The 24,985-nt window shown below is 61.6% G+C and carries 30 protein-coding genes; 27 read left to right on the forward strand and 3 right to left on the reverse strand.

The window, feature by feature from the left end; translation table 11 throughout:
- The first annotated feature begins 7 nt into the window (after nt 1-7).
- The 27 genes from gpW to BGP00_RS12885 all read left to right on the forward strand — a co-directional run bounded on the left by gpW (nt 8) and on the right by BGP00_RS12885 (nt 22,567).
- Complete coding sequence (gene gpW / locus BGP00_RS12755) at nt 8-271, forward strand: gpW family head-tail joining protein (RefSeq protein ID WP_292689559.1); 264 nt, start codon at nt 8-10, stop codon at nt 269-271.
- Nucleotides 271-1,959, forward strand: coding sequence for a phage portal protein (locus BGP00_RS12760; protein ID WP_292689560.1), 1,689 nt, complete (start codon nt 271-273; stop codon nt 1,957-1,959). The genes gpW and BGP00_RS12760 overlap by 1 nt, the downstream gene beginning before the upstream one ends.
- 32 nt (nt 1,960-1,991) lie before the next feature.
- The gene (locus BGP00_RS12765; RefSeq protein WP_292689561.1) at nt 1,992-2,234 is read left to right on the forward strand and encodes a hypothetical protein; all 243 of its coding nucleotides are present in this window, start codon (nt 1,992-1,994) and stop codon (nt 2,232-2,234) included.
- The gene (locus BGP00_RS12770; protein ID WP_292689562.1) at nt 2,234-3,100 is read left to right on the forward strand and encodes a S49 family peptidase; all 867 of its coding nucleotides are present in this window, start codon (nt 2,234-2,236) and stop codon (nt 3,098-3,100) included. Before BGP00_RS12765 ends, BGP00_RS12770 begins: the two co-directional genes overlap by 1 nt.
- Nucleotides 3,101-3,147: 47 nt before the next feature.
- Entirely contained in the window at nt 3,148-3,936 is a 789-nt protein-coding gene (locus BGP00_RS12775) for a hypothetical protein (protein WP_292689563.1), read from the forward strand.
- Between the two features lie 68 nt (nt 3,937-4,004).
- Nucleotides 4,005-4,667: a head decoration protein gene (locus tag BGP00_RS12780; protein WP_292689564.1), complete on the forward strand. Its 663-nt coding sequence runs from the start codon at nt 4,005-4,007 to the stop codon at nt 4,665-4,667.
- Nucleotides 4,668-4,795: 128 nt separating this feature from the next.
- Nucleotides 4,796-5,833, forward strand: coding sequence for a major capsid protein (locus BGP00_RS12785; RefSeq protein ID WP_292689565.1), 1,038 nt, complete (start codon nt 4,796-4,798; stop codon nt 5,831-5,833).
- Between the two features lie 12 nt (nt 5,834-5,845).
- Nucleotides 5,846-6,175 (forward strand): hypothetical protein, encoded by a 330-nt coding sequence (locus BGP00_RS12790; protein ID WP_292689566.1) that lies wholly within the window; start codon nt 5,846-5,848, stop codon nt 6,173-6,175.
- The gene (locus BGP00_RS12795) at nt 6,175-6,744 is read left to right on the forward strand and encodes a hypothetical protein (protein ID WP_292689567.1); all 570 of its coding nucleotides are present in this window, start codon (nt 6,175-6,177) and stop codon (nt 6,742-6,744) included. Before BGP00_RS12790 ends, BGP00_RS12795 begins: the two co-directional genes overlap by 1 nt.
- Nucleotides 6,745-6,754: 10 nt before the next feature.
- A complete protein-coding gene (locus BGP00_RS12800) occupies nt 6,755-6,961 on the forward strand; it encodes a hypothetical protein (RefSeq protein WP_292689568.1) in 207 nt (68 codons plus the stop codon).
- 4 nt (nt 6,962-6,965) lie between these two features.
- Nucleotides 6,966-8,492: a phage tail sheath subtilisin-like domain-containing protein gene (locus BGP00_RS12805; protein ID WP_292689569.1), complete on the forward strand. Its 1,527-nt coding sequence runs from the start codon at nt 6,966-6,968 to the stop codon at nt 8,490-8,492.
- A gap of 10 nt (nt 8,493-8,502) precedes the next feature.
- The gene (locus BGP00_RS12810) at nt 8,503-8,862 is read left to right on the forward strand and encodes a phage tail tube protein (RefSeq protein ID WP_292689570.1); all 360 of its coding nucleotides are present in this window, start codon (nt 8,503-8,505) and stop codon (nt 8,860-8,862) included.
- 1 nt (nt 8,863) lies between these two features.
- Nucleotides 8,864-9,154: a phage tail assembly protein gene (locus BGP00_RS12815; protein WP_292689572.1), complete on the forward strand. Its 291-nt coding sequence runs from the start codon at nt 8,864-8,866 to the stop codon at nt 9,152-9,154.
- Nucleotides 9,155-9,244: 90 nt separating this feature from the next.
- Nucleotides 9,245-10,990 (forward strand): transglycosylase SLT domain-containing protein, encoded by a 1,746-nt coding sequence (locus BGP00_RS12820; RefSeq protein WP_292689573.1) that lies wholly within the window; start codon nt 9,245-9,247, stop codon nt 10,988-10,990.
- Nucleotides 10,991-11,006: 16 nt separating this feature from the next.
- Nucleotides 11,007-12,416, forward strand: coding sequence for a DNA circularization N-terminal domain-containing protein (locus BGP00_RS12825; protein WP_292689575.1), 1,410 nt, complete (start codon nt 11,007-11,009; stop codon nt 12,414-12,416).
- Nucleotides 12,413-13,513: a phage baseplate assembly protein gene (locus BGP00_RS12830; RefSeq protein ID WP_292689576.1), complete on the forward strand. Its 1,101-nt coding sequence runs from the start codon at nt 12,413-12,415 to the stop codon at nt 13,511-13,513. Before BGP00_RS12825 ends, BGP00_RS12830 begins: the two co-directional genes overlap by 4 nt.
- Nucleotides 13,510-14,076: a phage baseplate assembly protein gene (locus BGP00_RS12835; protein WP_292689577.1), complete on the forward strand. Its 567-nt coding sequence runs from the start codon at nt 13,510-13,512 to the stop codon at nt 14,074-14,076. Before BGP00_RS12830 ends, BGP00_RS12835 begins: the two co-directional genes overlap by 4 nt.
- Complete coding sequence (locus BGP00_RS12840; protein ID WP_292689578.1) at nt 14,073-14,591, forward strand: phage GP46 family protein; 519 nt, start codon at nt 14,073-14,075, stop codon at nt 14,589-14,591. The genes BGP00_RS12835 and BGP00_RS12840 overlap by 4 nt, the downstream gene beginning before the upstream one ends.
- 22 nt (nt 14,592-14,613) lie before the next feature.
- On the forward strand, nt 14,614-15,738 hold the full coding sequence (locus BGP00_RS12845) for a baseplate J/gp47 family protein (protein ID WP_292689579.1): 1,125 nt from the start codon (nt 14,614-14,616) through the stop codon (nt 15,736-15,738).
- Entirely contained in the window at nt 15,738-16,262 is a 525-nt protein-coding gene (locus BGP00_RS12850; protein ID WP_292689580.1) for a putative phage tail protein, read from the forward strand. The genes BGP00_RS12845 and BGP00_RS12850 overlap by 1 nt, the downstream gene beginning before the upstream one ends.
- 12 nt (nt 16,263-16,274) lie before the next feature.
- Nucleotides 16,275-16,823, forward strand: coding sequence for a hypothetical protein (locus tag BGP00_RS12855; protein WP_292689581.1), 549 nt, complete (start codon nt 16,275-16,277; stop codon nt 16,821-16,823).
- Nucleotides 16,823-20,269 carry a hypothetical protein gene (locus BGP00_RS12860; RefSeq protein ID WP_292689582.1) on the forward strand — a complete coding sequence of 1,149 codons (3,447 nt, stop codon included), beginning with the start codon at nt 16,823-16,825 and terminating at the stop codon, nt 20,267-20,269. The genes BGP00_RS12855 and BGP00_RS12860 overlap by 1 nt, the downstream gene beginning before the upstream one ends.
- The gene (locus BGP00_RS12865; protein WP_292689583.1) at nt 20,266-20,583 is read left to right on the forward strand and encodes a hypothetical protein; all 318 of its coding nucleotides are present in this window, start codon (nt 20,266-20,268) and stop codon (nt 20,581-20,583) included. The genes BGP00_RS12860 and BGP00_RS12865 overlap by 4 nt, the downstream gene beginning before the upstream one ends.
- A complete protein-coding gene (locus BGP00_RS12870; RefSeq protein WP_292689584.1) occupies nt 20,583-21,140 on the forward strand; it encodes a hypothetical protein in 558 nt (185 codons plus the stop codon). The genes BGP00_RS12865 and BGP00_RS12870 overlap by 1 nt, the downstream gene beginning before the upstream one ends.
- Nucleotides 21,137-21,427 (forward strand): hypothetical protein, encoded by a 291-nt coding sequence (locus BGP00_RS12875; RefSeq protein WP_292689585.1) that lies wholly within the window; start codon nt 21,137-21,139, stop codon nt 21,425-21,427. Before BGP00_RS12870 ends, BGP00_RS12875 begins: the two co-directional genes overlap by 4 nt.
- Nucleotides 21,428-21,473: 46 nt before the next feature.
- Nucleotides 21,474-22,004 (forward strand): hypothetical protein, encoded by a 531-nt coding sequence (locus tag BGP00_RS12880; protein ID WP_292689586.1) that lies wholly within the window; start codon nt 21,474-21,476, stop codon nt 22,002-22,004.
- A gap of 11 nt (nt 22,005-22,015) precedes the next feature.
- Nucleotides 22,016-22,567, forward strand: a complete 552-nt coding sequence (locus tag BGP00_RS12885) for a hypothetical protein (protein WP_292689587.1) — start codon at nt 22,016-22,018, stop codon at nt 22,565-22,567.
- A gap of 157 nt (nt 22,568-22,724) precedes the next feature.
- Here the strand turns inward: BGP00_RS12885 and BGP00_RS12890 are convergent, their stop codons facing one another.
- From BGP00_RS12890 to BGP00_RS12900, 3 genes are all read right to left on the reverse strand, one after another.
- Nucleotides 22,725-23,726: an SOS response-associated peptidase family protein gene (locus BGP00_RS12890; protein WP_292689588.1), complete on the reverse strand. Its 1,002-nt coding sequence runs from the start codon at nt 23,724-23,726 to the stop codon at nt 22,725-22,727.
- Entirely contained in the window at nt 23,727-23,912 is a 186-nt protein-coding gene (locus tag BGP00_RS12895; RefSeq protein WP_292689589.1) for a hypothetical protein, read from the reverse strand. It abuts the gene before it with no gap.
- A gap of 198 nt (nt 23,913-24,110) precedes the next feature.
- Nucleotides 24,111-24,896, reverse strand: coding sequence for a hypothetical protein (locus BGP00_RS12900; protein ID WP_292689590.1), 786 nt, complete (start codon nt 24,894-24,896; stop codon nt 24,111-24,113).
- Nucleotides 24,897-24,985: the final 89 nt, after the last annotated feature.

Raw genomic sequence — 24,985 nt, forward strand, 5'->3', positions numbered from 1 at the left:
GAATGCCATGCGCTTCAACCCGCAGACCAGTGTGCTTGCCGGGATGGATACGTCCGTCCTGCAGGCTCGACTGGCCCAGATGCAGCAGGATTACCTGGACCTGATGTCGGGCGCCAAGGTCGTCAGCGCGTCCTACACGCAGGGCGAGGGCGGTAAATCGGTCACCTATGACCGCACCAATATTGCCCAGCTCACCATAGCCATTCGCCAGCTGCAGGCGCAGTTGGGCATCATCTGCAGCCCGCGTCGGGCAATCGGGGTGCGTTTCTGATGCCATCGCCACCCGCCATTCTCGACAATCAGGGACGAGTGATTTCCTCAAACGACATCGCGCGTATCCGTGAAGGCGCGAGGGGCGGCCGGGGGCGCATGCGCGGATCGCTGTCCGGCCAGACGCCGCAATGGTTCCCCTATGACGGGGCGGACTGGAGCTCGAAGGAGCTGGGCGGCTGGTATCCCTGGATCCGGTCACCCGATTCAGAGATCAACATCTATCGCGACCGCATGGCCGCGCGGGTGCGCGATCTGCGCCGCAACGACCCGTGGGTTTCGGGCGCGATCAGCAGGATCCTCGATTCCACGATCGGCGCGTCCTATCGGTTCGTTGCAAAGCCCGATTACAGGGTTCTGTCGCTGCATGCGAAGGGCTTCGATGCCGTCTGGGCTGCCGAGTACCGCCAGGCGCTCGAGGCCCTCCTGCGCGATTGGGCGGATGATGTCGGCCATTATGCTGACCTGACGCAGGAAATGACCCTGTCGCAGATCTTCCGCGTGGCGCTGGGGCATAAGCTGGTCGATGGCGAAAGCGTGTTGATGGCGCATTGGCGCCCCGACCGGATTGCGCCCGGCGCGGCGAAATGGGCAACCTGCATTCAGGGCATCGATCCGGATCTGTTGTCCAACCCGTTTCAGGCGCCGGACACCCGCTATCTGCGCGGCGGGGTCGAGCTGGACGATGATCAGGTTCATTTGGCCTATCATTTTCGGCAGGCCCACCAGTACGACTGGTACAATTCCGTTCAGAGCATGCAGTGGGAACGGGTCGAGCGGGTCGATCCGGATGGCTGGCGCCGGGTCTATCATGATTATGATCCGGAGCGGTTCGGTCAAAGCCGCGGCGTGTCGGTGTTCGCGCCGGTCATCAGCAAGCTCAAGATGCTTGCCCGCCTCTATGGCGTGAAGCTCCAGGCGGAGAATGTTGCCGCAGCCTTCGGCATTTACATCGAATCCCCCTTCGACTCTGAAATGATCCGCAATGCGCTGGAGGACGAGGACCAGGAAGAAAAGGCGCTGGGCTGGTACCAGGACATGCGCGCCGATTTCCATGCCGAACGCGATCTGCAGGTCAATGGCGTAAAACTGGCCACGCTGGCGCCGGGCGAAAAGATCCAGTCTGTTGCCCCCGGCGGCGGCCAGCAGGACATGACGCCTTTCGCGCATGAAATGCTGCGTGCCGTTTCGGTCTGCCTCGGTACATCGGCCGAAGAAATCCACAACGACTATGGTGACAGCAGCTGGTCATCGGCGCGCGCAGGCATCGTCCAGTCGGAAAAAACCTACACGCGGCGCTGCGAGGATTTCAGCCAGAACACGGCGACGCCGGTTGTCGCCACCTGGCTTGAGGAGCCTTTCGAACGCGGCCTGCTGCCGCTGCCGCGCAATGCGCCGTCCTATATCGAACATCGCACTGCCTATTCGCGCGGCCGCTGGCTGGGCGCGGCGCGCGGCTGGGTCGATCCGGTGGCGGAACGGCAAGGCGTGGTGCTCGGCCTCGATGCCGGTCTGTCGACCATGGAAGACGAATGCGCGCGGCAGGGCTCCGACTGGGAGGAAAACCTCGAACAGCGGGCGATCGAATACAATCGCATGAAGGAACTGGGCCTGCCCGCGCCGCGCTGGTTTGGACAGGATTACTCCGCCACCCAGGCCGCGCAGGCGCCCAGCACGGAACAGCCATAATGTTTTTCGACGTCACCCGTGTTGGCGGCCTCATGACTCTGCGCGTTGCGGTTTCCGCCGTCGCCTATCTGGCCGAAGCGCCCGATGGTTGTGCGCTGCGCCTGATCGGCGGGGAAACCATCCGCGTCAACGAGGACCCTGCCGAGATCGAGCGCCGCATGGTCGAAACGCAATTGCCCGCGCAGGCGGAGTTTGTCGGCGGCGCGCCGATTGAGCCCCTCTCGCTTCAATCCGGGCGCATCCACCACAATTCCAAAGGCAGGAGATCGCGCTGATGCGCTTGCCGCTCAATCTGATCACCGGCCTTTTCAACACCCCGGTGGCGCTGGCGCCATCATGCGCGCCTCTGGTCATGCAACTGCTCGATCAGGCTAAAAAGCTCGAGACCACCACGCCGGGAGGTACACCCGAGCGCGAATGGGGGATGCCCCGCAATGAACGCGCCGAAGCATGCCCCTATGACATCATTTGCGGGGTGGCAGTTATCCCGGTCAAAGGCATCCTAATCCAGCGCCTTGGCTGGCTGTGGCACTATGGCGATTACCTGGGCGTGTCGGGCTATGACCGCGTGCGCTATCAATTCATGCATGCACTGGCCAATGATGCCGTGGACGCCATTGCTTTTGATATCGACAGCGGGGGCGGTGATGTTGCCGGCTGCTTTGACCTGGTCGACACCATTTATGGCGCCCGAGGTATCAAGCCGATCGCGGCCATTCTGGGCGAAAATGCCTTCTCGGCCGCTTATGCGATCGCCTCGGCCGTCGATCCCAAGCGCCTGTGGGTGCCGCGCACGGGCGGTACCGGGTCGGTGGGCGTGATCTACATCCACCTGTCGATCGCCGGTTACCTCAAGCAGATGGGCGTGGCTCCCACGCTGATCACCAAAGGCGCGCTGAAGGGCGAGGGCAGCGAGATGATAGCCCTGTCCGATGAGGCGCGCGAGCGGTTCCAGCGCGACGTCGATACGGTCGGCCGTCTGTTCGATGACACGGTGGCGCGCAACCGCGGCATGACCCGCAAACAGGTTTTCGACACTCAGGCCGGCACGTTTCTGGGTGCCGATGGGGTCGACATTGGCTTCGCCGACGCGGTTGCCGCGCCGGATGAGGCGTTCCGGGCGCTGCTCAAGCAGCTCTGACGGGGGCCCGGCCCCGCATCTGGCCTGACGCCAACACGGAGTGACCCATGAATTTCAGCAATCTTTCCGCCGGGACGAGCCGCTTTGCGCATCTCGCCGGTCTGGCCCGTTCGAGCCGCCGCATGGCGGAGGACGATGAGGATCAGGACGAACAGAAGGGCAAGCGCTCTCGCCGGGCCTCGGAGGAAGATCCGGACGATGACGGCGATGACGGCAAGTCAAAGGGCAAGCGTTCGCGTCGGGCCTCGGAAGACGATCCGGACGATGACGGCGATGACGGAAAGTCCAAGGGCAAGCGCTCGCGCCGTGCCTCCGAAGATGATCCCGACGATGATGGCGATGACGACAAGTCCAAGGGCAAGCGCTCGCGCCGTGCATCGGAAGATGATCCGGACGACGATGGCGATGACGACAAGTCCAAGGGCAAACGCTCGCGCCGCGCGGCTGAAGACGACGATGACGATGATGAGGACGACAGCCGCGAGGAAATGCACGGCCGCAATGCCCGCGCGTCGGCCCGCGTCCGCGAACAGCAGCGCATCGCCGCCATCCTTGGCCATAGCGCCGCCGCCGCCAATCTGCCGCTGGCCGTCAGTCTGGCCTGCGAAACCCGCATGACCCGCTCCGAAGCGATCCGCACCCTGCGCGGACAGGTCCGTAAGAGCCGCGATGATCGCGACGACGATGATCATGATCGCAGCCAAAACCGCCATGCGCGCTCCGATCGCATGAAGCGCAATACCAATCTCGGCACCGAGGTTGAAGTCACCGGCAGCAAGGCGGTCGATGCCAGCTGGGGCGCGGCCTTCGCCAAAGCGGGCATCAAGACGCGCTGATCAGCAGCCCAACATCAGGCCTTTGCACCGGGCCTCTTCCCCCTAATCTGTGAGAAAGGAGCCCGGTCATGGGCAATCCCACCAATCCCGTTTTTACCGAAAACCGCCGCGAGGGCGGCTATGTCGTCTGGGATCCCAGCGACGGCATGCTGACCCGCGAAGCCATCATCCTTGTTTCGGGCAGCGGAGTCTGCCTGGCCGGTCTGGTACTGGGGGCTGAGCTCACCGGCGCCGCCGGGGTTGCGGCCGCGCTGGGCACCAACACCGGCAACGGCACGTTCGGTGCGATCACCGTCGGCAATGCGGCGAAAATCGGCGTTTATACCGTCGAATTCGACGATGCCACCCACTTCATCGTCAATGATCCGACCGGCATCGAGGTCGGGCACGGCGTTGCCGGGACGGCCTTCAGCGCGGGCGGGCTGGGCTTCACCATCACGGCAGGCGGCACGGCCTTCGCGGCGGCGGACAGCTTTACCATCACGGTGACCGGCACGACCAAATATGGGCCGTTCGACCCCACTGCCACCAACGGTCTGCAGAACGCCGCAGCGATCCTGTGGAGCGGTTATCGCGATGCCACCTCCGCCGATCGGCGCGCGGTGGCCAATGTGCGCGGGCCGATGAAGGTGCAGGCGGCCGAACTGGTCTGGGGCGCCAACGTCACGACCACGCCGCAGCAGACCGCTGCGCTGGCCCAGCTCAAGGCCTTGGGCATCCTCTCGGTCTGATCCCTGGCGGGCGGTCTGCCGCCACCTGATTTCTCGAAAATTCAACATCCACTGAACCGGTCAGCGCGCGCTGCCCGTCCCCTTGGGCTGCGCGCGTGATTGGCGTGGCCTCCCATTTGGAGCTCTCCATGTCGATCATCAATATCTTCCGCCAGGATCCGTTTTCCGAAGTTGCGCTGACCAGCCAGGTCGAGCGCATCCCGCATCTGCCCAGCATGCTGGGCGATCTGGGCGAGGCGCTGTTCAATCCCAACCCGATCCGCACCACGGCGCTGGCGGTGGAAGAGCGCGACGGCATCCTGACGGTTGTTCCTCTGAGCCAGCGTGGCCAGCCCACCAATGCAGAACGTCAGACCGAGCGCCGCCGGATGCGCTATTTCGACGTGCCGCGCATCTTTAACGGCGATACGATCCATTCGCACGAGCTGCAGAACATCCGCGAATTTGGGCAGGAAAGCGTTCTGATGCAGGTGCAGACCGAAGTTGCGCGCCGTCTGGGCGGCCCGACCGGTCTGCTCTCGGTGCTGGACTATACCGAGGAATATCAGCGTCTGGCAGCGGTTCAGGGCATGCTGCTCGATGCCGACGGCAGCGTCTGGTTCAACTGGTTCGACGAATTTGGCTTTGTCCAACCGGCTGAAATCGCCTTCAACCTCGATGCCAAGGTCGAATACACGCTGCGCCCGATCATCAACGCGATGGTCCGCTCGATGGCCCGCTCGTCCAAGGGTGCCTTTACCACGGCCACCAGCGTCATGGGGCTGTGCGGCGACAGCTTCTTCGACGCCTTCATCACTCATCCCGACGTCGAAAAGACCTATAAGAACTGGTCCGACGCGACCGAGCTGCGCAAGGGAGGGGCGTTTGAAAGCTTCCCCTTTGCCGGGGTCAACTGGGTCAACTATCGCGGGTCGGACGACAACACCACGATCAAGATCCCCGACGACAAGGTGAAGTTCTTCCCGGTCAACGCGCCGGGCGTTTTCGAGAAGGCCATGGCGCCGGGCGAGAGCTTCGACTGGATCAATACCCCCGGCCGCGAACGCTATGTCGTTCCGATTTTCGACCGCGATCGCAATTCCTGGTGGCGGATGGAGGCGTATGAATATCCGCTGTTCATCTGCAAGCGCCCCGAAGTGCTGCGCACCGGTCACCAGGGCGCCTAAGGGCAGGCGGCCATGGCCATCAATTGGGACAGCCTCGTTCTCGGGCCTTCGATGAAGGTTTTCGGGGAGGAGGTTGTCTATACTCCGCGCGGGGGCCAGCCTATCCCGATTCCGGATGCGGTGTGGGATGAGGCTTCGACCGAAACCCACATCGTCGACGGTGAAGAGGTGGTTATTCAGACCCCCACGCTGGGCATCCGCGCCGCTGCGCTGAACGGCATCGAGGCGGCCCAAAGCGACCGGGTCACCATAACCGCCACCGGCAGCGCCTATGTCGTGGCGCGGCCCCTGCCTGATGGCCATGGCCACATCCTGCTCAAACTTATGAAGGCGCAGCCCTGATGCCTTGGCCCGCGCCCGACGAGATCGTTACCTCGCAGCTCCTGCTCGGCCTGTTCGAGACCCAGTTGCGCGCCGATGGGGCCACCGATGCGGGCGCGCGGGTGTTTCAGCCGGGCGACTGGCCGACGGTGCGCGGGCAGATGCCGATCATCAAACTTCGGATCCTGCGCGAGAGGCGTCAATCGCAAAGCCGTTCGGGCTCGCCGCAATACACCACCACCGCCATGATCCGCGTGATCGGCGAGGTGGAAGCCTATGCCAGTGAAGACAACGCCGGCGCAGCTATTGCCGAGGCCGCATGCTGGCTCCTCAAGCGCCAGATCGAGATCGCTATCGTCAACTCGCATGAGCTTTTCATGCGGATCCAGCAGATCGCATCAATCGACAGCTCTCTGGTCATTTCGTCTGAGGGTGCCACGCATATTGCCGCGATCGTCATGGATTTCGCGGTGGAGTTCTTCGAGGACGCCGACAGTTTTGCGCCCGTCTCCGCCGATGACGTGAATGACATCGATCTGACGGCCGCCAATCATCCGCCGCTTTCGGCCCAATTTCCCCTAAATCCCTAGGAGCCTGCCCATGCGCGTCATCTGCGCCCCGGATCGCCTTGTGCTGCATCCGCAAACCCGCCGCCGAATCGATGGCGTGCGCGGCATTCCCCACGACCAAGGCGATTTCGCGATCGCGCAGCTGATCGAGCACGGCGACCTGCTGCTGATCGAGGACGAGGTCGCTGAGGAAGAGGCCGAAGTCGAGGCCGCGCCCGTAACCGAAGAAAAGGAATGATGGCATGACCGTGCCTTTCGTAAACACGCCGTCGAACCTGCGGATCCCGCTGTTCTTTGCCGAGCTCGACCCCTCGAAGGCCAACACCGCCCAGGCGACCCAACGCACGCTGCTGGTCGGACAGATCCTGAGCGGCGGCACGTACACGGCGGGAACGCCGGTGCGCGTCGCTTCGGCGGCTGAAGCTGTGACCGGCGGGGGCAAGGGGTCGATCCTCTCGCAGATGGCAGCCTATTATGCGCTTAACGATGGCGCGGGCGAGGTTTGGGCGCTGCCTCTGGCCGATGCGGGCGGCGCCACCGCGGCCGCGGGCACCTTGGCCGTCACCGGCACGGCGACCGCACCCGGCACGATCGCGCTCTATGTGGCGGGCGTGCTGGTTCCGATCGCTGTGTTGACCGGCGATACGGCCAGCGCGATCGCTGGCAACATCGTGACCGCCATTAACGCCTCGGACGGGCGGGTTTCGGGCAATCCTTCGATGATTGCCTGCGGCTTGCCGGTTACGGCCTCGGCCACCGGCGCCAATGTCACGGTGACGGCGCGCAACGCGGGCCTGCTGGGGAACGATATCGATCTGCGCGTGAACTTCCTTGGGACTGCAGGCGGCGAAGCGCTGCCCGCCGGGGTTTCCATCGCGATCACGGCCATGGCCGGCGGCGCGACCAATCCGGCGCTTACGACCCCGTTGACCAATCTGTCGGATCAGACCTTCGACTTCATCGTTTGCGCGCAAACCGACGCGACCGCCCTGACGGCGCTGAAGGCCTTTCTGGCCGACACCGCAGGCGGGCGTTGGCACCCGCTTTCGCAGATCTACGGCCATGTCTGGACCGCCATGCGCGGCACGGCAGGGACGGTTGCCGCAGCAGCAGCTGCGCAGAACAACCAGCATCTGACGATCATCCCCTTTTACGATGGGCCCAATCCGGTCTGGGGCTGGGCGGCGGCCTTTGCCGGTGCGGGCGCGCAAAGTCTGCGCGACGATCCGGGGATCCCGCTGCAAAATCTGCCGGTGCAGGGCATTCTGGCCCCTCTTATGGCTTCGCGCTATCTTCAGCCGGTCCGCAACACCACGCTGCTCTATAGCGGATGCTCCACCTGGTTTGTCGATGCCACGGGCGCGGTGCAGATGGAGCGGATCATCACCACCTACGTCACCAATGCCCAAGGCGCGGCCGACAATTCCTATCTGAATGTCGAGACGCTCTACACGCTGATGTTCGTCATGCGGTTCATGCGCAGCTGGGTCCAGACCAAATATGCGCGCGTGAAGCTGGCCGCCGATGGAACGCGGGTGAAGGCGAACTCTCGCGTGGTCACGCCTGCGGTCATCCGGGCGGACATCATCGCCTCCTACCTCACCCTCGAGGAGGACTATGCGCTGGTCCAGCAATCGGACGTCTTTGCGCAAAACCTGATCGTCGAAAAGGATCTGACCAATCCCGATCGCGTCAATGTCCTGTGGCCCGGCGTGCTGATCAACCAGCTGCGCCAGTTCGCCACGCTGTTCCAGTTCCGCCTGATCTAAGGAGGCCCACATGTCCGCCATTGCCGGAACCCTGTCTATCACGATCGACGGGACAAATTATGCTGTTGCCGGATCGGGCACCTATCTGGTCAGCAGCACCAACCGCGAAACCCTCAAAGGGCAGGACGGCGTCCATGGTTACAAGGAAATGCCCAACGAGGGCCATATCGCCTGGACCGGCCGCGACAGTAATGCGTTCAAGATCGCCGATCTCAATGCGGCCGATGGCGTCACGGTGGTGGCGGTGCTGGCCAATGGCAAGGTGATCATCGCCAAAAACGCCTGGCGCGATGGCGAGCCGGCCAAGGTCAACACCGAAGACGGTACCTTTGACATCCTCTTTTCCTCGGCTAGCGTGAAGGAGCAGTAAGATGGCCAAAGCAACTGACGACATTCCGGAGCAGCTGGTCATCACGCTGCGCAAGCCGGTAACGCTGGGCGATATCACCTATACCGAGCTTCGCCTGCGCGAACCCACTGTGGGTGAAATGATCGAGCTTGGCGCGGACGAGGGGTGGAAGGCCGATGCCAAGGCGATTGCCTTGATTTCCGGCGTCCCCGAACCGGCGGTTCGCAGCCTGGGCGTGCGCGATGGCAAGCAGGCATCGGGGTATCTTGCCCGTTTTTTGATCGACGCCCCCTCGACTGGCGCCGCCGACTGAGTCTGCTCGGGCAACTGCACGGCAAGCTGCCGATCGAGCTTTATCCCTACACCTGGCGTCAGGTGAACGACTGGCTGGAGTGGGCGGACCATGTCTGATGAAGCCCAAGTCGGCATTGGCATTGTCGCCCATGATCAGACCGATCCCGGCGCGAAATCCGCCGAAAAACGACTTTCTCAAGTGGCGAAAGCCGGCGCTAAAAACTCGCGTCGGCTTTCTGACGAGATCAGGCGGAACAATCGGCAGGCAGCGAACGATGATGAAGCGACCATCAATCGTCGCAAGCGTTCGCTCTTTTCCTATGCCAAAGCCGCCCATCAGGCATTTTCGCAGATGGAGCAATCCGCCGCGCGCACGCTGGGCACCCGGTCTGTTTCGGGCGGCCTTGGGGGCATCTTGAGCCAGGGCGGTAATGCATTGGGCATTTTCCGGAGCGCCATGACCGGTGCGGCAACCGAAGCTGGCGGCTTCGAGCTGGCGCTGGGGGGTGTGGCCGGAGGCGTGGGGATGGTTGCCGGCGCATTGCTGGCGGGCACCATTGCGAGCCAAAAGTTCGGGGCGAGCTGGGCTGATAATACCGCAAAGATCAGCCGCTTTGCAAAGATCTGGGGTGTGAATGCCCAGACCCTGCAGGCATTCGAAGCCGGAGCGCAACGATCAGGAGCGGAAAAGGGCGCGGGCAGCCAGGCGATCGCCGGAATTGAGCAATCTTTGAACGGCGCGCTCTATGGCAGCAATCCGGGCGGATATGACGTTATGCGACGTCTCGGTCTCGCCATTCCGCGCAAGAAGGACGGCAGCCTCGATCTGAACGAGGACTTCTTGGGCAGGCTGTCTGATGCCATTTCCAAGCGCAACCCTGAAGGCCAGCGCCAAATCGCCAACCAACTGGGTATTCCGCTGGAGGTTTTGCCGCTTTTGAATCGGGGCGGAAAAGCGCTCAAGGCCGATCTCGCTCAGGTCAAACAGTATGGCAACGTTCAATCCGATGCCGCGCTGAAGGATGCCGAGCGAAACAATGAAAAGTTTCAGACTCTAGGACAAATCAAAGATCGTGGCATAGGCATCTTAGGCCATAAAGCGGCGACGATGACAGAGGGCATTCTCGACAAAGAAATCGCCGCCGCGCAGATATTCTCCGATGCCGTAGGCGGCAATTTCAAACCCGCCATGGGGGTGTTGAAACAAGCCAGCGAAACATTCTCGCAGGCCGTCGATACATTTATGATGACCAGCAATCCCTTGCTTTATGCCGCCATCAAGGGCGGCCAAGGGGTCTTTCATGCTGGAACGGCGCCCGGAGGTGTTCTGAGCCGGACCTGGGCGCAGGCGCAGAAAATGGGCGGGTCTTTGTTTGAGCGGATTGAGCATCTGGGCGAAGGTTCGCGCCAGAATCAGGTCAGCTCCAAAGGTGCGATCGGCGTTGCGCAACTTCTGCCTGGCACGGCCCAGCAGGTGGCGCGTGAGAACAACATCCCATGGGATGAAAAGCGTTTTCGCAGCGATGCGGCCTATAACCGCAAGCTTGGCCAGCTATACGCCGATCAGCTGTTTCAGCGTTACAACGGCAATGAAGTGCTGACGGCCGCTGGTTATAACGCTGGGCCCGCCCGTGTGGACAAATGGCGCCAGAGGTTCGGCGACCCCAACAAGGGCGAGATCAGCAATGAGGAATTTGCCCGGCGGATCCCGTTCAAGGAAACCCGCAATTATGTCGGGCGGGTGGCGGACCCTTCGAAGGTCCATGTTACCGTCGAAATGAAGGGCGCTCCTCCGGGGACCAAGGTGACAGCGCGCAGCAACGGCGGGGCGGTCAGCACCGCCATGGCAAACTGATCCGAAAGGCGCATCGATGGCTCTTGCACCCGCTGCGTTTCGCGGCGCGAAATTTGCCGTGGTGGAGAACCAATCGGCCGGTGGGCGGCGCGTTGTCGTGCACCAATATCCCGGCAAGGAGGTGTCTTGGGCGGAGGATCTGGGCCGCGATGCCCGCCGCTTTCGCCTGCACGGATTTGTGCTGGATGGGTCGGTTAAGCTGGGCGGAAGCAGCGTCTCCATGCAGCGCGCCGCCCTGTTGGCTGCATGCGACAAACCGGGGCCAGGCACGCTCGACCATCCCACGCTGGGCAAAATTACGGTGGCGCTGCTGCGATGGACGATCGGCGAGGGCCTCGATGCCGAAAATTACTCTGAGGTGGAGATCGAGGCGGTTGAAACCGGGCAACAGGAATATCCGGTCGCTTCGTCGGCCGCCACCACAAACCTGCAGAAACAGGTGGGGGACGTCCAATTTATACGCCCGTTGACACCGGCAGGCAGCCGTTTGCGCAAAGCGCTCATCAGCTTTGCCAAGTCCACCGTGCTCGCCCTGATTTCTGGCAAACCCATTGGGTTTTCCAGCCTGTTGGCGTCGGCGACGGGACTTTTGAGCGTAGCCGGCGTCCGCACCGATCTGGTCGGACGCATCGCGGGATGGGTGTCGCGCGTCCTCTGGTATGCCAATGACGCCACGGCGCTGTATCGCATCGCAACTGGGCTGATTGCATCCAGCGGATCGACCTATGGGCGCTATGCCCTAGGCGCGAACAGCGGCCTGATCGCTACCAACCAGAGCGCCTATGCCAATGATCAGACCATCTCCGGCTTAACTTCGGATGCATCAGTTCTGCGGCAGGAAGTTAAAGATCGGGCGGCTGCAACCTCCGCCCTGGCGGCATCGGTCGATCTTGCCGATATCACCGATCTGGCCACCGCCGTCACCGATATGATCGATGCTTTGCTCGACTGCTGCGCTGACCCGGCAGATGCTATCCGTATCCTGCTCAGCCTGATTGCCACGACACTGTCGGGCGGCAGTACCAGCATCACCGCCTTGGTTGACCTGATGGTTTGTCAGGCGGCCGCAGCGGCTTTGACCGATGCCGTTTCGCGCTATCAGCCATCGAGCACGGATGACGCCGCCGCCCGCATCGCCCAGATTGCCCCTGTGCTGGACAAGCTTGCCGTGCAGGCCGCCGATGCGGGCGCGGATGATGTTCATGCAGCGCTGCGGGATTGTCGGGCGGCAATTGTGGTTATGCTGCGCGATGCGGCGGCCACGGCGGCGGATCTGCGCGAATTTGCATTTGGCCAACCTTTGCCGGCGCTTTTGATCGCCCAGCAGCTCTATGGCGATGCCACACGCGCCGATCAGCTGGTCGGGCAGGTCAATCCTATTCACCCGCTGTTCTTTCCGCTCACATTTGAGGCTTTGGCATCATGAGCGATATCGTGGTTGTCGCCAAACCCAAGACGGCGCTCAACGATCTTGTCCTGATTGCAAACGGGCTGGAATTTCAGGGCTGGGAAGAGATCGAGCTTACCTTGCGGGCCGAAGGCTTTCCGCCCTCGTTTCGCGTGCGGGCGAGCGTCAGCGGAACGCTTGCGGTAAAGGAGGGGGACTCCTGCAGCGTTCGTTTGGGGAACGACACTGTCATCACTGGATACATTGATTTCATCCGCGATTATGGCGACGCTTCGAACCATTCGATCGAGATCTCCGGGCGCGGCAAAACACAGGATCTGGTCGATTGCGGCGCGGAATGGCCATCACACCAGATGATCAACGGCAATGCGCTGACGGTCTCGAGCCAACTTGCGACGGTCTATGGGATCAGCGTTGTGCTGGCCGGCGGATCATCGGCCGGTCCAACCATCCCCCAATGGGCCCTGAATTATGGCGACACGGCCGCAGCCATCATCCAGCGGGTGGCGCGAAATGCCGGATTGCTGGCTTATGAAGACCATCTTGGCCGGCTCATTCTTGCGGGCGCGGGTACAAGGCGGGCATCGAGCGGCATCGCGTGGGGTGTAAACGTTGAGCAGTGGTCCGTTGAACGCAGCATGGATCAACGGTTCTCGGACTATGTGGTTACCAGCGTCACCGCAGATACCCAGGGGGCGATCGGCGGGAGTGATTTCACCTACCTGCGAAAGGATCCCGGGGTTCCGCGGCATCGGCTGACCTATCTGATGACCGAATACATGGCCGAAAACCCGCAGGACTTTACCGCCAAGCGGGCTGACTGGGAGGCCGCACGACGGGCAGGGCGGTCAAATGTTGTGACCGCTGTGGTTGATAGCTGGCGCGATGACGCCGACGCCCTGTGGTCTCCGAACACGCTCATTCCGATTACGTTGCCAGGGGTAAAGGCCGGGCAGAACTGGATCATTGCCGAGGTGACATATCGGCGTGATGGACAGCGCGGCACGACGGCGCAGATCACTGCAATGCCGCCCAGCGCCTTTACGCCGGAGCCAATTACCCTCGTTCCGGTCAACACGGCCAGCTTGAACATAGCCCAAGGGAATGGCCAATGATGCGAGGGTTCGAAAACATCGCCGGCATTGGATCTGTGAGCGGAGCAGACGACAGCGGCGAAGTGCAAAAGCTGCAGATAACCGAGAAGGCTGCGGGATCCGGATTTATGGCCCGTGTCCTGGACAAGGTTTCACGGCTGTTCGCCTTTGGTTTCACGAGCGTGCCACCGCTGGGTTCGGAAGTTCTCATGTTGCGTCTTGGCGGCGATCGCAACTGCTCGATCGCGATCTCGACCAACCATCGCCCGTCGCGGCCTAAAGGACTGCAGCCCGGCGACAGTGCCATGTACGATGTGCGAGGCATCATGATAAAAATGACGGCCGATGGATTGGAGATCAGCGCGGCGGGTTTGCCGATCGTCATTCACAATGCCAGCAAACTCACGCTCGATATTCCGGAAGTTGAATGCACCGGAACCTTAAAGGCGGCTGGTGAAATCACCGCTCTGACCGGTGGTGATGAAGTCGCTTTGGGCGCCCTTCGCGATACCTATAACGACCATGATCATGGCGGAATCGTGCGCGGAAGCGCCAGAAGCGATAAGCCGGTGCCTCTCGCATGACCGATATCATCACCGGCTGGAACAATGCCACGGGCGAGGCGGATTGGGTTTTTCAGCCGATCATGCCGCGCATTTGGACTGATGAAACCAATGCCCCGATCATTGACGAAAATGGCCTTTTGGTCGGCGCCGTTGTCGACGACACCGACACCCTGGAATTCATCAACGACCTGACCACCTCGGTCCTGATCAGCCTTTTCACGGATGCGACGGCCGGGGATGACGACGTTATCCCGGATGGCACGTCGCTGCGGCGCGGCTGGTGGGCTGACACTACCCTTGGATCGAAGCTCTGGCTGTTGGAGCGGTCCAAGGCGCTTCCTTCGGTGGCCCGGCAGGTCGAGCAATATGCCCTTGATGCCCTTGGCTGGCTGTTGACCGATCAGATCGCGATCGAGGTCAACGCCGCGGCAGTATGGCTCAGTTCGACCATGCTGGTGCTGACCATAACCATCACGCGCGGATCTGCCCGACCGATCTCTATCCGCTTTGCAAATCTCTGGGATTTTCTCTGACATGCCCCAAGCGCGGCCCACCTTGTCCACTCTGCGCGATCAGGTGCAGAGCGACATCGATGCTGATCTGCCTGGCCTGGACACGCTGCTGCGCTATGCCAATTTGCGGGCGCTCGGTGCGGCGGCGGCCGGACTGGCAGATGGGCTTTACGGCTACCTCGATTATGCTGCGAGGCAGACGGTCCCATTCACCGCGCGGGATGAATTTCTGGCTGGTTGGGGCGCGCTGAAGGGCGCCTATATCAAACCCGCCACGAAAAGCGGCGGTGGTCAGACTGCGTTTTCCGTCAATGGTCCGGCAACCATCCCCGCAGGCACGCAACTGACGCGCGGAGACGGCACCAGCTTTGTTACGACCGCTGACGCCGCGTCGGTCGGGCCCACCATCATGGTCAACACACAGGCGGTGGTTGCGGGGGCGGCGGGCAATACCGAGCTGGGGGCGGCAATGTTTCTCGCCTCCGGCATCACAAACGTGAATTTGGAGGGAACCGTCACGACGGCCCTGACCGGCGGCGCCGATATCGAAAACGAAGACGAATTCCTTGCGCGGGTTCTGAGCGCATATCAGGCCACGCCCGCTGGTGGGTCGCCCAGCGATTATGAAAACTGGGCCCTTGAGGTCCCCGGCGTCACCCGCGCCTGGTGCGTGCCGCGCGGCTATGGCGTTGGCACCGTCGTGGTCCTTTTCATGATGGACGATGTCCGTGCGGCTGAGGGTGGATTTCCGCAGGGCACTTCCGGTCTTGCTGCATCCGATGACCGGGATGTGACGGCGACCGGTGACCAACTCGTTCTGGCCAATTATCTGGCGACGCTTCAGCCCGCCGATCCGCGGGTTTACGCGATGGCGCCCGTGGCCAATTCCGTGAACTTCACGATAGCCGGGCTCGGAAGCTCGCCATCCACGACAACGCAGGACGCGATCAACGCAGCGCTGGCTGCTGCCTTGACCACATATGGCGTGGTCAATGGCACAACCCACTTTGACAAAATCAACGCCGCGCTTGCCTCCGTTTCCGCCGCTGCAGGCGCCGTAATTACCGGGATGACCTGCACAGCAGGAAGCATCGCGCCGGGCCCGATCGGCAATGTCGTCTCAAACACCTTCGCCCTGCCCAGGCTGGGAACTGTGAGCTATGTGTAATGGGGCGCACTGCAGATGATTATGCCGCTGCCTTTGCGCGCTTGATGCCGCAGGGGAGGGCATGGCGATTCAATCCGGGATCGAGACAGGCTCAGCTGCTGCTGGCGCTGGCCCGGACCTTCGCGCGGATAGACAATGAGGTCGACACGTTGCTGTCCGCCTATCTCCCCGGCGACAATTCCAATCTGCTCGCAGAATGGGAGGCAACACTCGGGCTGGATGCAACCGCCCTGACGATCGAGCAACGTCAGGCACGCATCAGAGCGCGTTTTGTCGTCGGCAACGGGCCAAGCCTTCCTTTCATCAACGCTGTTGCAACGCAGCTGGGTTTCTCGATCGCGATCACGCGTTATGCGCCGGCGCGCGCCGGAGTGCTGACCGCCGGTGGCGCCGTTTACGGCGAGGCCTGGTGCCCTGTGATCGGCATCACGATCGAGGCTGATTCAGGTGTCAACGATCCGGCAGACCTGATCGCGACGCTCCAACCTTACTCGGCCCACATTCTCTTTATCCTCCTGTCCTGACGAGGGGTTCTCATGTTTCGCATCGACACCGCCACGGCGGCGCCCGCATTGTCGGCGCCGGCGGCCCCCGGCACGCCTGGCTATTTCACCGAGGGCGATCCTACGTCCGGGACGCCGGCCACAACTGTCTCGGCTGACTTCCTCAATATGGTCCAAGAGGAAATGATGGCAGTGGTGGTCGCGGGCGGGGTTACCCCTAGCAAGACCACGCGCAATCAGGTTTTGACGGCGCTGCAGGCCCTGTTCCCCTCGATCGCTGCCATCTTTGGTGTGGGCCAGTCCTATCATGACCTGACCACCGCGACCGGGCCTTTAGCGCGGGCGGTCAATACGACCTATACCAACAGCACCGGGCGAATGATCGAAGTGCAGGTGGCCATGACCACATCGGCGGCCGGCTGGTACACCTGGACCGTTGACGGGCTCACGATGTGGGGCGCTGGCACCTATGGAACGACCAACGGCGGCACCGTGATTTTCAAGGTTCCGGCCGGAAAGACCTATTCCGTCGGCTGTACGAACGGTTCGCCCACGCTTGTGCAATGGGTGGAGCTGCGCTGATGGCCCAGATCCCGACTTATCCACCCGCAGTCCTTCCCCTGGGCAGCAGCGATGCTTTCCCGCTGTGGCAAAATGGCCGCCAGGTGACGGCCGCCTTCGCCACGCTGATAGATCAAATCGGCGGGCAGGCTATCGCTGAAGCGACCAGCAATGCCGCGCTGCTGGCAAGCGGGGCCAGTGTCGCCGCCGCGATCCAGAACACCCTGTTGACCACACCGACGGCTTTGCCCTTTGAGGTAAGCCAGATCACGCTGGGGACGGCCGGATCAGGCGCGACGGTATCGGGCGAATTTGCGCTGACGATCTCGGGTGGGCCTCCGGGTCACACCGCTTTCATCACGGTTTCCGGTGGCGCCATCACGTCCGCGCGCATCGGCAATCGCGGGATCTCGACTAGCAACAGCGCTCCGACCTATACGCTGCCCACGATTGCGGGCCTGACCGGCGCCACGGCCCCGACGGCGACCGTTAGCACCATCCCGGCGGGGCGCATGTTTTACGCGCCCACCTCAGACGGCCTGAGCCTTGGCGCGTGGGGCAATAACCCGTCGAAGCCGGGGCTTGATACGGCTCCGTTTGGCCTGCCGCAACTGACCATCTCGCAGGATGGCGCCGCAGGAACAGGTGGGATCTATCCGGCTGGGGCGGGCACGGGCGCTTTCGTGGCCGGGATAACGGTCTTTTCGCAGACGGCATTTGCCCAATCGGGCGTGCTGATGGGCGTATCGGTCTATGCGACCGGCGCAGGCCCGGCGACGCTGGCGATTGTCGCCATCAACGGCGATGGCACGGTGCGGGTGGTGACCGACAACGCGGGCAATCAACTTACGCGGGCGGTGACGCTGGCCAGCGGGGCCAATACCTTCCTGACATGGAACCCATGGATCAGCGCCGGGCAGTATCTGGCGGTCTATGCGGCAACCAGCATCCTTGGCGTCAATTCTGGCGTGGGAAACACCACCTGGTACACGACCGGCCTGCCCGGAACCGCTACCAGCGGAGGCTTGACGAAATCTTCGACCGCCCAGGCACAATTGGGCTGGTCGATCTCGGGCAAGCTGGCGGACAAGGCAGCGGCCAACGCGACTGCAATCAACGCGCTGCTTGCATCGGTCAGCCCAAACACGCTGGCCATTGCCTCGCTCCAAACCTCCGTCACCGGGTCGCTCGCCACCAGCGGCACCTATCCGGCCGTCGCAGGTCCCAACGCCACCGGCAACGGCCTGACGATCTTCGCCACGGCGCAGGTTGCGGCCGAGGGGCAGCTGACCGGGATTTCGGTCTATAACCCCGGCTCCTCTGTAGCCGCCACGCTGGTTGTCTGTTCCGACAATGGTGATGGCACCGTCACGCTCCAACAGAGCAAAGATGTTACGCTGGCGAGCGGCGCCAACACCTTTACCGATTGGACGCCCTATGTCGGAGTGAATTACTGGGTAGGCTGCTACTGCCTGCAGCCATTTTCGATCACCACAGGATCAACCGGCAACACGCTGACCTATATGGCGGGTCTGCCCGGTACCGGCAGTGCAAAGTCAACCTTGGCCAATATTCTGCCCGCGCTGTCCTATCGCGTGCAGAGCGGCGAAATCGCCCGCGCAAAAGCGACTGAAAACAAAATCCAGGATCAGATCACCGGCGCCACCAGCAGCGGCGGTCTCTATCCGGCAACGGCGCTGAGTTACAACATCGTCGGCGGCTATACGACCTTCTCGGAACAGGCCGTGGCCAAAAGCGGGCGACTGGTCAGCGTTTCCTGCCATGTCAATGCCGCCGGGCCGGGCAAAATTGTTATTGCGACCAAAAACAGTGTGACCAATCAGTTCACGCTTGTCTCTGCAACGCCCATTACCTTGGCCAGTGGCGTCAACACGCTCTCGTGCTTCATCCCGGTCACGGCCGGGCAGTATATCGGGATCTATGGCACGAACGCCGGTACGTCGATTGGCACGCTGACCGGATCCGCGCCGCGCTATGTCGCGGGCCTGCCGGGCACCAATACGGCTTCAACGGCTGTTGCCAACAGTCGGACGGGCATTGGCTGGCAGATCGCCACCGGCATCAGCCCGCGTCAGGCGGCAGCGGAAACGGCACTGGACAGCGCTTCGGTCGCAACGCAGGCGCTGGCGGCCGAAGGCATTGGCCTGCTCTCGGGCGCGGACAACACGGGCACCGCCGACAGCACGGCTGCCTTTGCCGCCGCGCGCGCGGCCCATCCGGCGCCCCATGTGCCGATGGGCACGTTTGCCGTCACCAGCCTGCCCTACAATGGCGAGGGCTTCTGGGGCGAAGGCAAGATTTACGTCAACGGCGTCTATTACCCGATCCCGCGCCGCCCGGCCGATGGCGCGTTGCGCCTGAAGGCGCGTTCGGCCATGGCGCAATGCGCGTCAAGCAATTCGCCCAAGGTGCTGATTGCGGATAGCTTGGGCGCGCACTTCTATGCCACCAGCATGCAAAAGCACTGGTGGCAATTGCTTTCGGCGTGGCTCAATGCCGAGGAAGCTCCCGATGCCGCGCCATGGCAGGGCGTTGCCAACTCGGTCATTCGCGATGTGAGCGGAACGGGTGCGGATACCGCCGCTTTCTATGGCCTGACCATCGCGGGAACGACCACGGCGGGCACCAACGGGCCGCTGGGGCAATCGACCATTCTGGCCGATGGCGCGTCGGTATCGTTCACCGGGGCCTATGGTTTTGTGGATGTGTTCTATACCCAGCAGTCGGGGGCGGGGTCGCTGATCTTCAGCTATAACGGGACCGACTATAAGACCGTTAGCGCGGCAGGAACGACCGTGCTGGACAGCTATACCGGCCCATCGGCCACCGGCCAGACCGCCAGCGGCACCTATGCCATCCGCGCCAGCGGCGGCCCGGTGGAGCTTACTGGCCTGATCCGTCGCCCTGCCGTCCTGACCGCCAGCGGGACGCTGGGTCCGATCCTGCACATGCGGCAGGCGCATGGCGGGTGGCAATGCATCAACTTCACTACGGCGGCGCTGACCTCGATCATTGCGCAGGCGCAGGCCATTAGCGGCCAGGGCAGCAATGCTGCGCCCGAATACACCGTGGCGCTGATGACGAACGACATGCTTTACCACGGGCAGCCCACCACAGCGCTGGGTCTGGCGCAGTACAAAACCAACCTGACGCGGGTACTGAGCCAATTGCTGGCGTCGAATCCGGCTCGTGCGGAGATGCTCATACCACCGCGCCCGGATTACGCCACGTTCGCATCGAGCGTTTACACGGCCACCACCTTTGACGCCTTTGTCGGGGTGGCGACCTCGGTCTGCAAGTCGCTGGGTGGATTGCCGATGTTGCGGCTGGATCAGGTGAACTTCAACGCTCAGGGCCTGCTCTATCCCGACAAGATCCATTGGACCGACGCGGGCAATCAGCTGGTGTTTGAGACTTATGCGCGGTGGCGGGCGGAGTTTGGATGATGGGTGTAACTCACGGCGATCTCGCCCGGGATTTCGGTCGAATGGAAGCTACACAGGACGCAATGATGACCCGCATGGACAGTCTCGATACGGCAATGCGGGAGGGCTTCAAGGGTGTCAACCAGCGCCTCGATGCAACGATGGCAGCGTTTGAATCTGGCCAGACCGCGCAGAACAACCGCTTGGACGCGCTCGAGAGCACGCGGGATCAGGCGCATGGGGCGGGAAAGACTCTCATGTGGCTGCTGAGCGGCGGGGCAGGGACCACCATCGTTCTTTGGATGTCCAATCTTATTCACTTCGGAGGCAAGTGATGCCCAATCTTCTTACGCCGCGCGCGGCGGCCTTTCTGTGCAGCCGTGAGGCCATCGGTCTGTCGGCCTATCTCTGCCCGGCCAATGTGTGGACCTGGGCGGGTGGTATTGCTGAGAGCGGCGGGAATCAGGTCCGGCAATATAAGGACAATCCCCAGCCGCTCGACAAATGCCTGCGCGCCACGGTCGATCTGATCAGGGCGCGGTATCTTCCTGATGTGGTCAAAGCCTTTGGCGGACGGGATTTGGCAGAACATCAGCTCGCGGCCGCGCTGTCGTTCGAATGGCGCAACGGATCAATTTCGCGCGCGCAGTGGGTGAGAGATTTCCTGTCCGGAAAGCTGGACGCCGCGCGGGCCAACATCATGCAATGGACCAATTTCGGCCAGCAGATCGCCCGCGCGCAGGCCGAAAGGGACCTGTTCTTCGATGCCCGATGGCCAGCGGATCTGCGCGCCAGCGTCTTTACTGCGAAGGGGCCGACCTACAAATTTGCAGGCGGCAAGGCGACGGATGTCCTGCCGCTGCTCACACAAATCATGGGGCAAAAGGAATGAATTGGCTCAAGCAGGCGCTAACAGGGCGCGACAATCAAACTTTCGCATTCGCGCGCATCATCGGCTTTGCCGTGATGATCATCTTTGGCTTCGGCCTGCCGATGTATGCGATCGTCACCATTCGGGACAATGCGATGGACGTGGGCGAGTGGCTCCAGATCTGGTCTGCACTGCCGGTCTATCTCAGTCTGATTATCGGTGCGGTCGGCATGTTGATTGCCGGCACGGCGTTTACCGAGCCGCACTCGCCCACTCACGATAAGGCGCCGCCGCCCGACCAGCCGTGACTGCGCGGCGCTCCGCCATTTCCCATTTAAATTTCGGAGAATTACCATGAAAGCAATCCGTCTCCTGGCGGTGGCGCTGGCGCTCGTCCTCAATCTGGGCAGCATCGCCAGCGCCACTGTCACTCTGCCGCAGGTCAACAACGCGGGCGGCGCCAAGGTGCCTGCTCAAGGGGCGGTGCTGATCGGATCGGATGGCAATGAGATCGGCAATGCCGCCAGCCCGGTGCAAATGGCGACCGTTCGCGGTATCGGCTATCTGGACACCACGACAGTGCTGGCGGGCGCGGCCACCTATACCGGTGTCGATCGGCCGACGACCACCGTGACTTTCGCGACCAAGTTCAAAGCTCGGGTCATCACCGATCAGACCGGCACGCTTTACATTGATCAGTCGGTCGACGGGGGCAGCACCTATCGCGTGGTTTCGACTACGGCCGTCACGGCCGGAACGGCTGCCAATGCTTCGGTCGATATCACCGGTCCCTACAGCGCCAGTACGGTCTTTCGGGTTCGCTACGTCAACGGGGCCACCCCGCAGACCTACATCAACCTGACGTCAGCTTTCGCGGCGGCATAAGGAGGCAGTTCATGTTTTCTATCCCTGCTATCTGGGAGGCCATCCAGCTCTGGCAGGGCTGGAAGCGCATCGGCGCCGGTCTGAAATGGCTGTTTGCCCATCCTATGGCCGCGCTGGCGTTGGTGCTGGGCGTATGGGCCATGATCGAGCATCAGGCGGCCGCGAAGTGGGAGGGCGCCTATCATAAGCTGCTGACCTCGACCCAGAGCGCCAGCAAACAGGCCGCCACCGATCAGGCCGCCGTCAATCATCAACCAGCGGCCGCCAGCGCGGCAATTGCGGAGAAATCCAATGCGCAAGCTCCCGGTTATTATCGTGATGCTCGGAATGCTTTTGACCTGCACCGCGTGCGGCCCTCAGTTGCGAGTAGCCCCGGCGCTGCCGATCTGCCCGGAACCGATCACGCTGCCCCGGTCGATGACCGACCCATTGCCGCTACCGACTTGGTTTGTCGTCCCAAAGCCGACGACGATCTCATCGGCAACGCAGCTTTCCGCGCAGCCCAAATGCACGTCGATGCCCAAGCCCTGATTGCGGCGAAGGCGGCGAAGGCTTCGGAGTAGATGGCGAAGGTGGTAGGATTTGAACCTACGATCACGGTTTTGGAGACCGTTGCTTTAGACCAGGCTAAGCTACACCGACGCAAGACCGGGGAAGTGTGCTTCGTTGAGAGGCATCCCCGGTGCGATGTATGGAACATACCAAAGCGCTGAATCGGGGTCAAACAAACTGCGTAGGATCGCCGCCCTTGCTCCAAGGTACGGATGTCCGATCAATATTCACCGCATCATCGTTGAGCGGATAATCGAAACGGCCGAGGTCTTTCAGTGGGGCCGTCAGCCATGCTTGCCATTCGGTCTGATGGATGATGACGGGGCAGCGATCATGGATCGCCATCATGTCCGGCGCGGCATCGGTCATCACGCCGGTATAGGATGGGCCCCATTCGGTATTCTCGGCCCACAGTCCGGCCCATGCGAATATCGGTTCTGCCGGTTGCGATATCCATGTGGTGGTCATGCTGCCATACTCGCCCTCGGCCTCCGCAAAGCGCGTCAGCGGGATAAGGCACCGATTGTGCGGGTATTCGGCCCAACGGCGCCAATAGCTCCCTAGCTTGTCAAACCGGGCATTGTTGACCGGCTTGGGTTTGAGAGGCTTTCCGTTTTTGCCGCGCAGCACCACCGGAAACCCCCACGTCGCCTGCTCAAGCACATATTCTCCATGTGCAGACCGGATCACAAGGCCGAGTTGCCCTGGATGCACGATAGAAGGGCCATCATTAAAGGCGGCGAGCTTCTTGGCGTTGAAGAAGCGCCGGATGCTTTCGGTCTCGCCCGGCTGATATCTGTTGCACATGCGCCAGATCTGATCTTCAAGTGCGTGCAGGTCAACAAGATGCCGCGCGGCTTTCGCACGGTCGAGCCGCATCGATGCGTCCTGATGCGAAAACCCTGCAGCCACCAGCCATGCATGCGTCAGGGTGGTCAAAGTCAGGCTCCGCGTGTAACCGATGCATTCGTTGGCCGCCTCAGGATCATGGCGGCCCAATTCTCGCCAGAATTCCTTTGCCTGCCAATCCTTCGCTATGCCGACATGGACCAGCCAAGCCAACGCCAGGCGCACGCCAATGGCGCGTTCGATGGGGGCCTGCATGGCCTGCCCATAGGTTTCCTCGATCAGGCATAGGGACAGGGATGTAAGAGTGGTGGGCGAGGACATTTAAACCTTCCCGGATTCTCGGGCGGCGATGAAGCGAGGCATGTCATCAAGGTCGATAATGGGAATGGCTACCATCCCTTCCAATGCTTCGGCCACGGTCACAGCATTGGCCTCAAGCCATGCCCCAAGACGCTCCCGGTCGGCCCCGTCCTCGATCAGTTTGTTCAGTTGTGCGGCAAGTTCCATTGCGATTCTCCGTTCCGCCCTATGTGAACGAAAAGAGAACAAACGGCAACGGGGCGAGTTTGCCTCATGAGGCAATTTCCCCAAAATGTGGGGTATCGGTGGGGGTATCGAGCTTTTCCGCGTTATGCCGAAAAGGCAAGATCTCTGCAGGGTTTCGACAATCGCGCGGCGGATGAGTTATCCGCCGCGATGAGCATATCATTGACGTCCGGGTTTGAGTTCTCTGGCGTTATGAATGTCAGTAGATGGGCGCAGATAAATTATGACAGTTGGCATAGGCGTAAGAGGCATGGGCTTTTTCGGTTGCATACCGGCCATTGGATCGTGGAGTAACAGACCAGCTCGACCAAAAATGTTCACCATGGCAACAGCGAATTCTGCATCAGGTCCATGTGGATCCCAGTACGAAAAGCCATAGAAATTCTGAGCCGACTGTTCGAATGCGTAAAAATAGACCTCAAGGCCAATGGAATCGAATGTTTCGATAAAGCTCCGTGCAAGCTCTTGAGCTTCCATATCGGAAATAGATAAAACTCTCACAGATTGCTTGTATCCTGTCAGTACTTCAGAAATTTTTTCTTTTGTTTCAGGAGCAAGTGTTCGCGGAGCGGTTGCTTTTTGCAATCGAATTCGAGCGATGCGCTCTATTTCTAACGCGTGCTCTGCAGAAATCAATCGTTCTTGAGTTGCGAAATTTTCGGCTTTGAGGGCCTCTGCCCTTTCATTCGCAGTTGCGGCTGATGCCAAAGCCGTCGCGGCTTTTTCGTCGGCAGTTGCAACCCTCAGGTCTGCCCTGCGTCCAGTCTCAGATCGTACTTGCGCCGATATCCACCCGACAAGGGCCGTGCAAATGGCTAACGCGAAGGTAGCCCAAGTGAGAATGGACGATGCACTTGATAGGAACTTTAATGGGATTTGTTCCATACTGGCTCTTTTGTGTTTGTCGCCGAAGAAGATTGCTGCGAGCAGTTTAATTATCATCATATTTTATGGTTAGCATTCAGGCCGTCGAATGCAACGATGGCAGCACGATATTAACCATTGGGACACTCTCTAGCCCAAGCCTCTTGAAT

The organism is Novosphingobium sp. 63-713 (assembly GCF_001898925.1).
Taxonomy (GTDB): Bacteria; Pseudomonadota; Alphaproteobacteria; order Sphingomonadales; family Sphingomonadaceae; genus Novosphingobium.

What these genes read in the sequence shown, in the direction of transcription:
- gpW (WP_292689559.1), top strand. Translation starts at nt 8, where the DNA reads ATGCGCTTCAACCCGCAGACCAGTGTGCTTGCCGGGATGGATACGTCC.
- BGP00_RS12760 (WP_292689560.1), top strand. Translation starts at nt 271, where the DNA reads ATGCCATCGCCACCCGCCATTCTCGACAATCAGGGACGAGTGATTTCC.
- BGP00_RS12765 (WP_292689561.1), top strand. Translation starts at nt 1,992, where the DNA reads ATGACTCTGCGCGTTGCGGTTTCCGCCGTCGCCTATCTGGCCGAAGCG.
- BGP00_RS12770 (WP_292689562.1), top strand. Translation starts at nt 2,234, where the DNA reads ATGCGCTTGCCGCTCAATCTGATCACCGGCCTTTTCAACACCCCGGTG.
- BGP00_RS12775 (WP_292689563.1), top strand. Translation starts at nt 3,148, where the DNA reads ATGAATTTCAGCAATCTTTCCGCCGGGACGAGCCGCTTTGCGCATCTC.
- BGP00_RS12780 (WP_292689564.1), top strand. Translation starts at nt 4,005, where the DNA reads ATGGGCAATCCCACCAATCCCGTTTTTACCGAAAACCGCCGCGAGGGC.
- BGP00_RS12785 (WP_292689565.1), top strand. Translation starts at nt 4,796, where the DNA reads ATGTCGATCATCAATATCTTCCGCCAGGATCCGTTTTCCGAAGTTGCG.
- BGP00_RS12790 (WP_292689566.1), top strand. Translation starts at nt 5,846, where the DNA reads ATGGCCATCAATTGGGACAGCCTCGTTCTCGGGCCTTCGATGAAGGTT.
- BGP00_RS12795 (WP_292689567.1), top strand. Translation starts at nt 6,175, where the DNA reads ATGCCTTGGCCCGCGCCCGACGAGATCGTTACCTCGCAGCTCCTGCTC.
- BGP00_RS12800 (WP_292689568.1), top strand. Translation starts at nt 6,755, where the DNA reads ATGCGCGTCATCTGCGCCCCGGATCGCCTTGTGCTGCATCCGCAAACC.
- BGP00_RS12805 (WP_292689569.1), top strand. Translation starts at nt 6,966, where the DNA reads ATGACCGTGCCTTTCGTAAACACGCCGTCGAACCTGCGGATCCCGCTG.
- BGP00_RS12810 (WP_292689570.1), top strand. Translation starts at nt 8,503, where the DNA reads ATGTCCGCCATTGCCGGAACCCTGTCTATCACGATCGACGGGACAAAT.
- BGP00_RS12815 (WP_292689572.1), top strand. Translation starts at nt 8,864, where the DNA reads ATGGCCAAAGCAACTGACGACATTCCGGAGCAGCTGGTCATCACGCTG.
- BGP00_RS12820 (WP_292689573.1), top strand. Translation starts at nt 9,245, where the DNA reads ATGTCTGATGAAGCCCAAGTCGGCATTGGCATTGTCGCCCATGATCAG.
- BGP00_RS12825 (WP_292689575.1), top strand. Translation starts at nt 11,007, where the DNA reads ATGGCTCTTGCACCCGCTGCGTTTCGCGGCGCGAAATTTGCCGTGGTG.
- BGP00_RS12830 (WP_292689576.1), top strand. Translation starts at nt 12,413, where the DNA reads ATGAGCGATATCGTGGTTGTCGCCAAACCCAAGACGGCGCTCAACGAT.
- BGP00_RS12835 (WP_292689577.1), top strand. Translation starts at nt 13,510, where the DNA reads ATGATGCGAGGGTTCGAAAACATCGCCGGCATTGGATCTGTGAGCGGA.
- BGP00_RS12840 (WP_292689578.1), top strand. Translation starts at nt 14,073, where the DNA reads ATGACCGATATCATCACCGGCTGGAACAATGCCACGGGCGAGGCGGAT.
- BGP00_RS12850 (WP_292689580.1), top strand. Translation starts at nt 15,738, where the DNA reads ATGGGGCGCACTGCAGATGATTATGCCGCTGCCTTTGCGCGCTTGATG.
- BGP00_RS12855 (WP_292689581.1), top strand. Translation starts at nt 16,275, where the DNA reads ATGTTTCGCATCGACACCGCCACGGCGGCGCCCGCATTGTCGGCGCCG.
- BGP00_RS12860 (WP_292689582.1), top strand. Translation starts at nt 16,823, where the DNA reads ATGGCCCAGATCCCGACTTATCCACCCGCAGTCCTTCCCCTGGGCAGC.
- BGP00_RS12865 (WP_292689583.1), top strand. Translation starts at nt 20,266, where the DNA reads ATGATGGGTGTAACTCACGGCGATCTCGCCCGGGATTTCGGTCGAATG.
- BGP00_RS12870 (WP_292689584.1), top strand. Translation starts at nt 20,583, where the DNA reads ATGCCCAATCTTCTTACGCCGCGCGCGGCGGCCTTTCTGTGCAGCCGT.
- BGP00_RS12875 (WP_292689585.1), top strand. Translation starts at nt 21,137, where the DNA reads ATGAATTGGCTCAAGCAGGCGCTAACAGGGCGCGACAATCAAACTTTC.
- BGP00_RS12880 (WP_292689586.1), top strand. Translation starts at nt 21,474, where the DNA reads ATGAAAGCAATCCGTCTCCTGGCGGTGGCGCTGGCGCTCGTCCTCAAT.
- BGP00_RS12885 (WP_292689587.1), top strand. Translation starts at nt 22,016, where the DNA reads ATGTTTTCTATCCCTGCTATCTGGGAGGCCATCCAGCTCTGGCAGGGC.
- BGP00_RS12890 (WP_292689588.1), bottom strand. Translation starts at nt 23,726, where the DNA reads ATGTCCTCGCCCACCACTCTTACATCCCTGTCCCTATGCCTGATCGAG.
- BGP00_RS12895 (WP_292689589.1), bottom strand. Translation starts at nt 23,912, where the DNA reads ATGGAACTTGCCGCACAACTGAACAAACTGATCGAGGACGGGGCCGAC.
- BGP00_RS12900 (WP_292689590.1), bottom strand. Translation starts at nt 24,896, where the DNA reads ATGATGATAATTAAACTGCTCGCAGCAATCTTCTTCGGCGACAAACAC.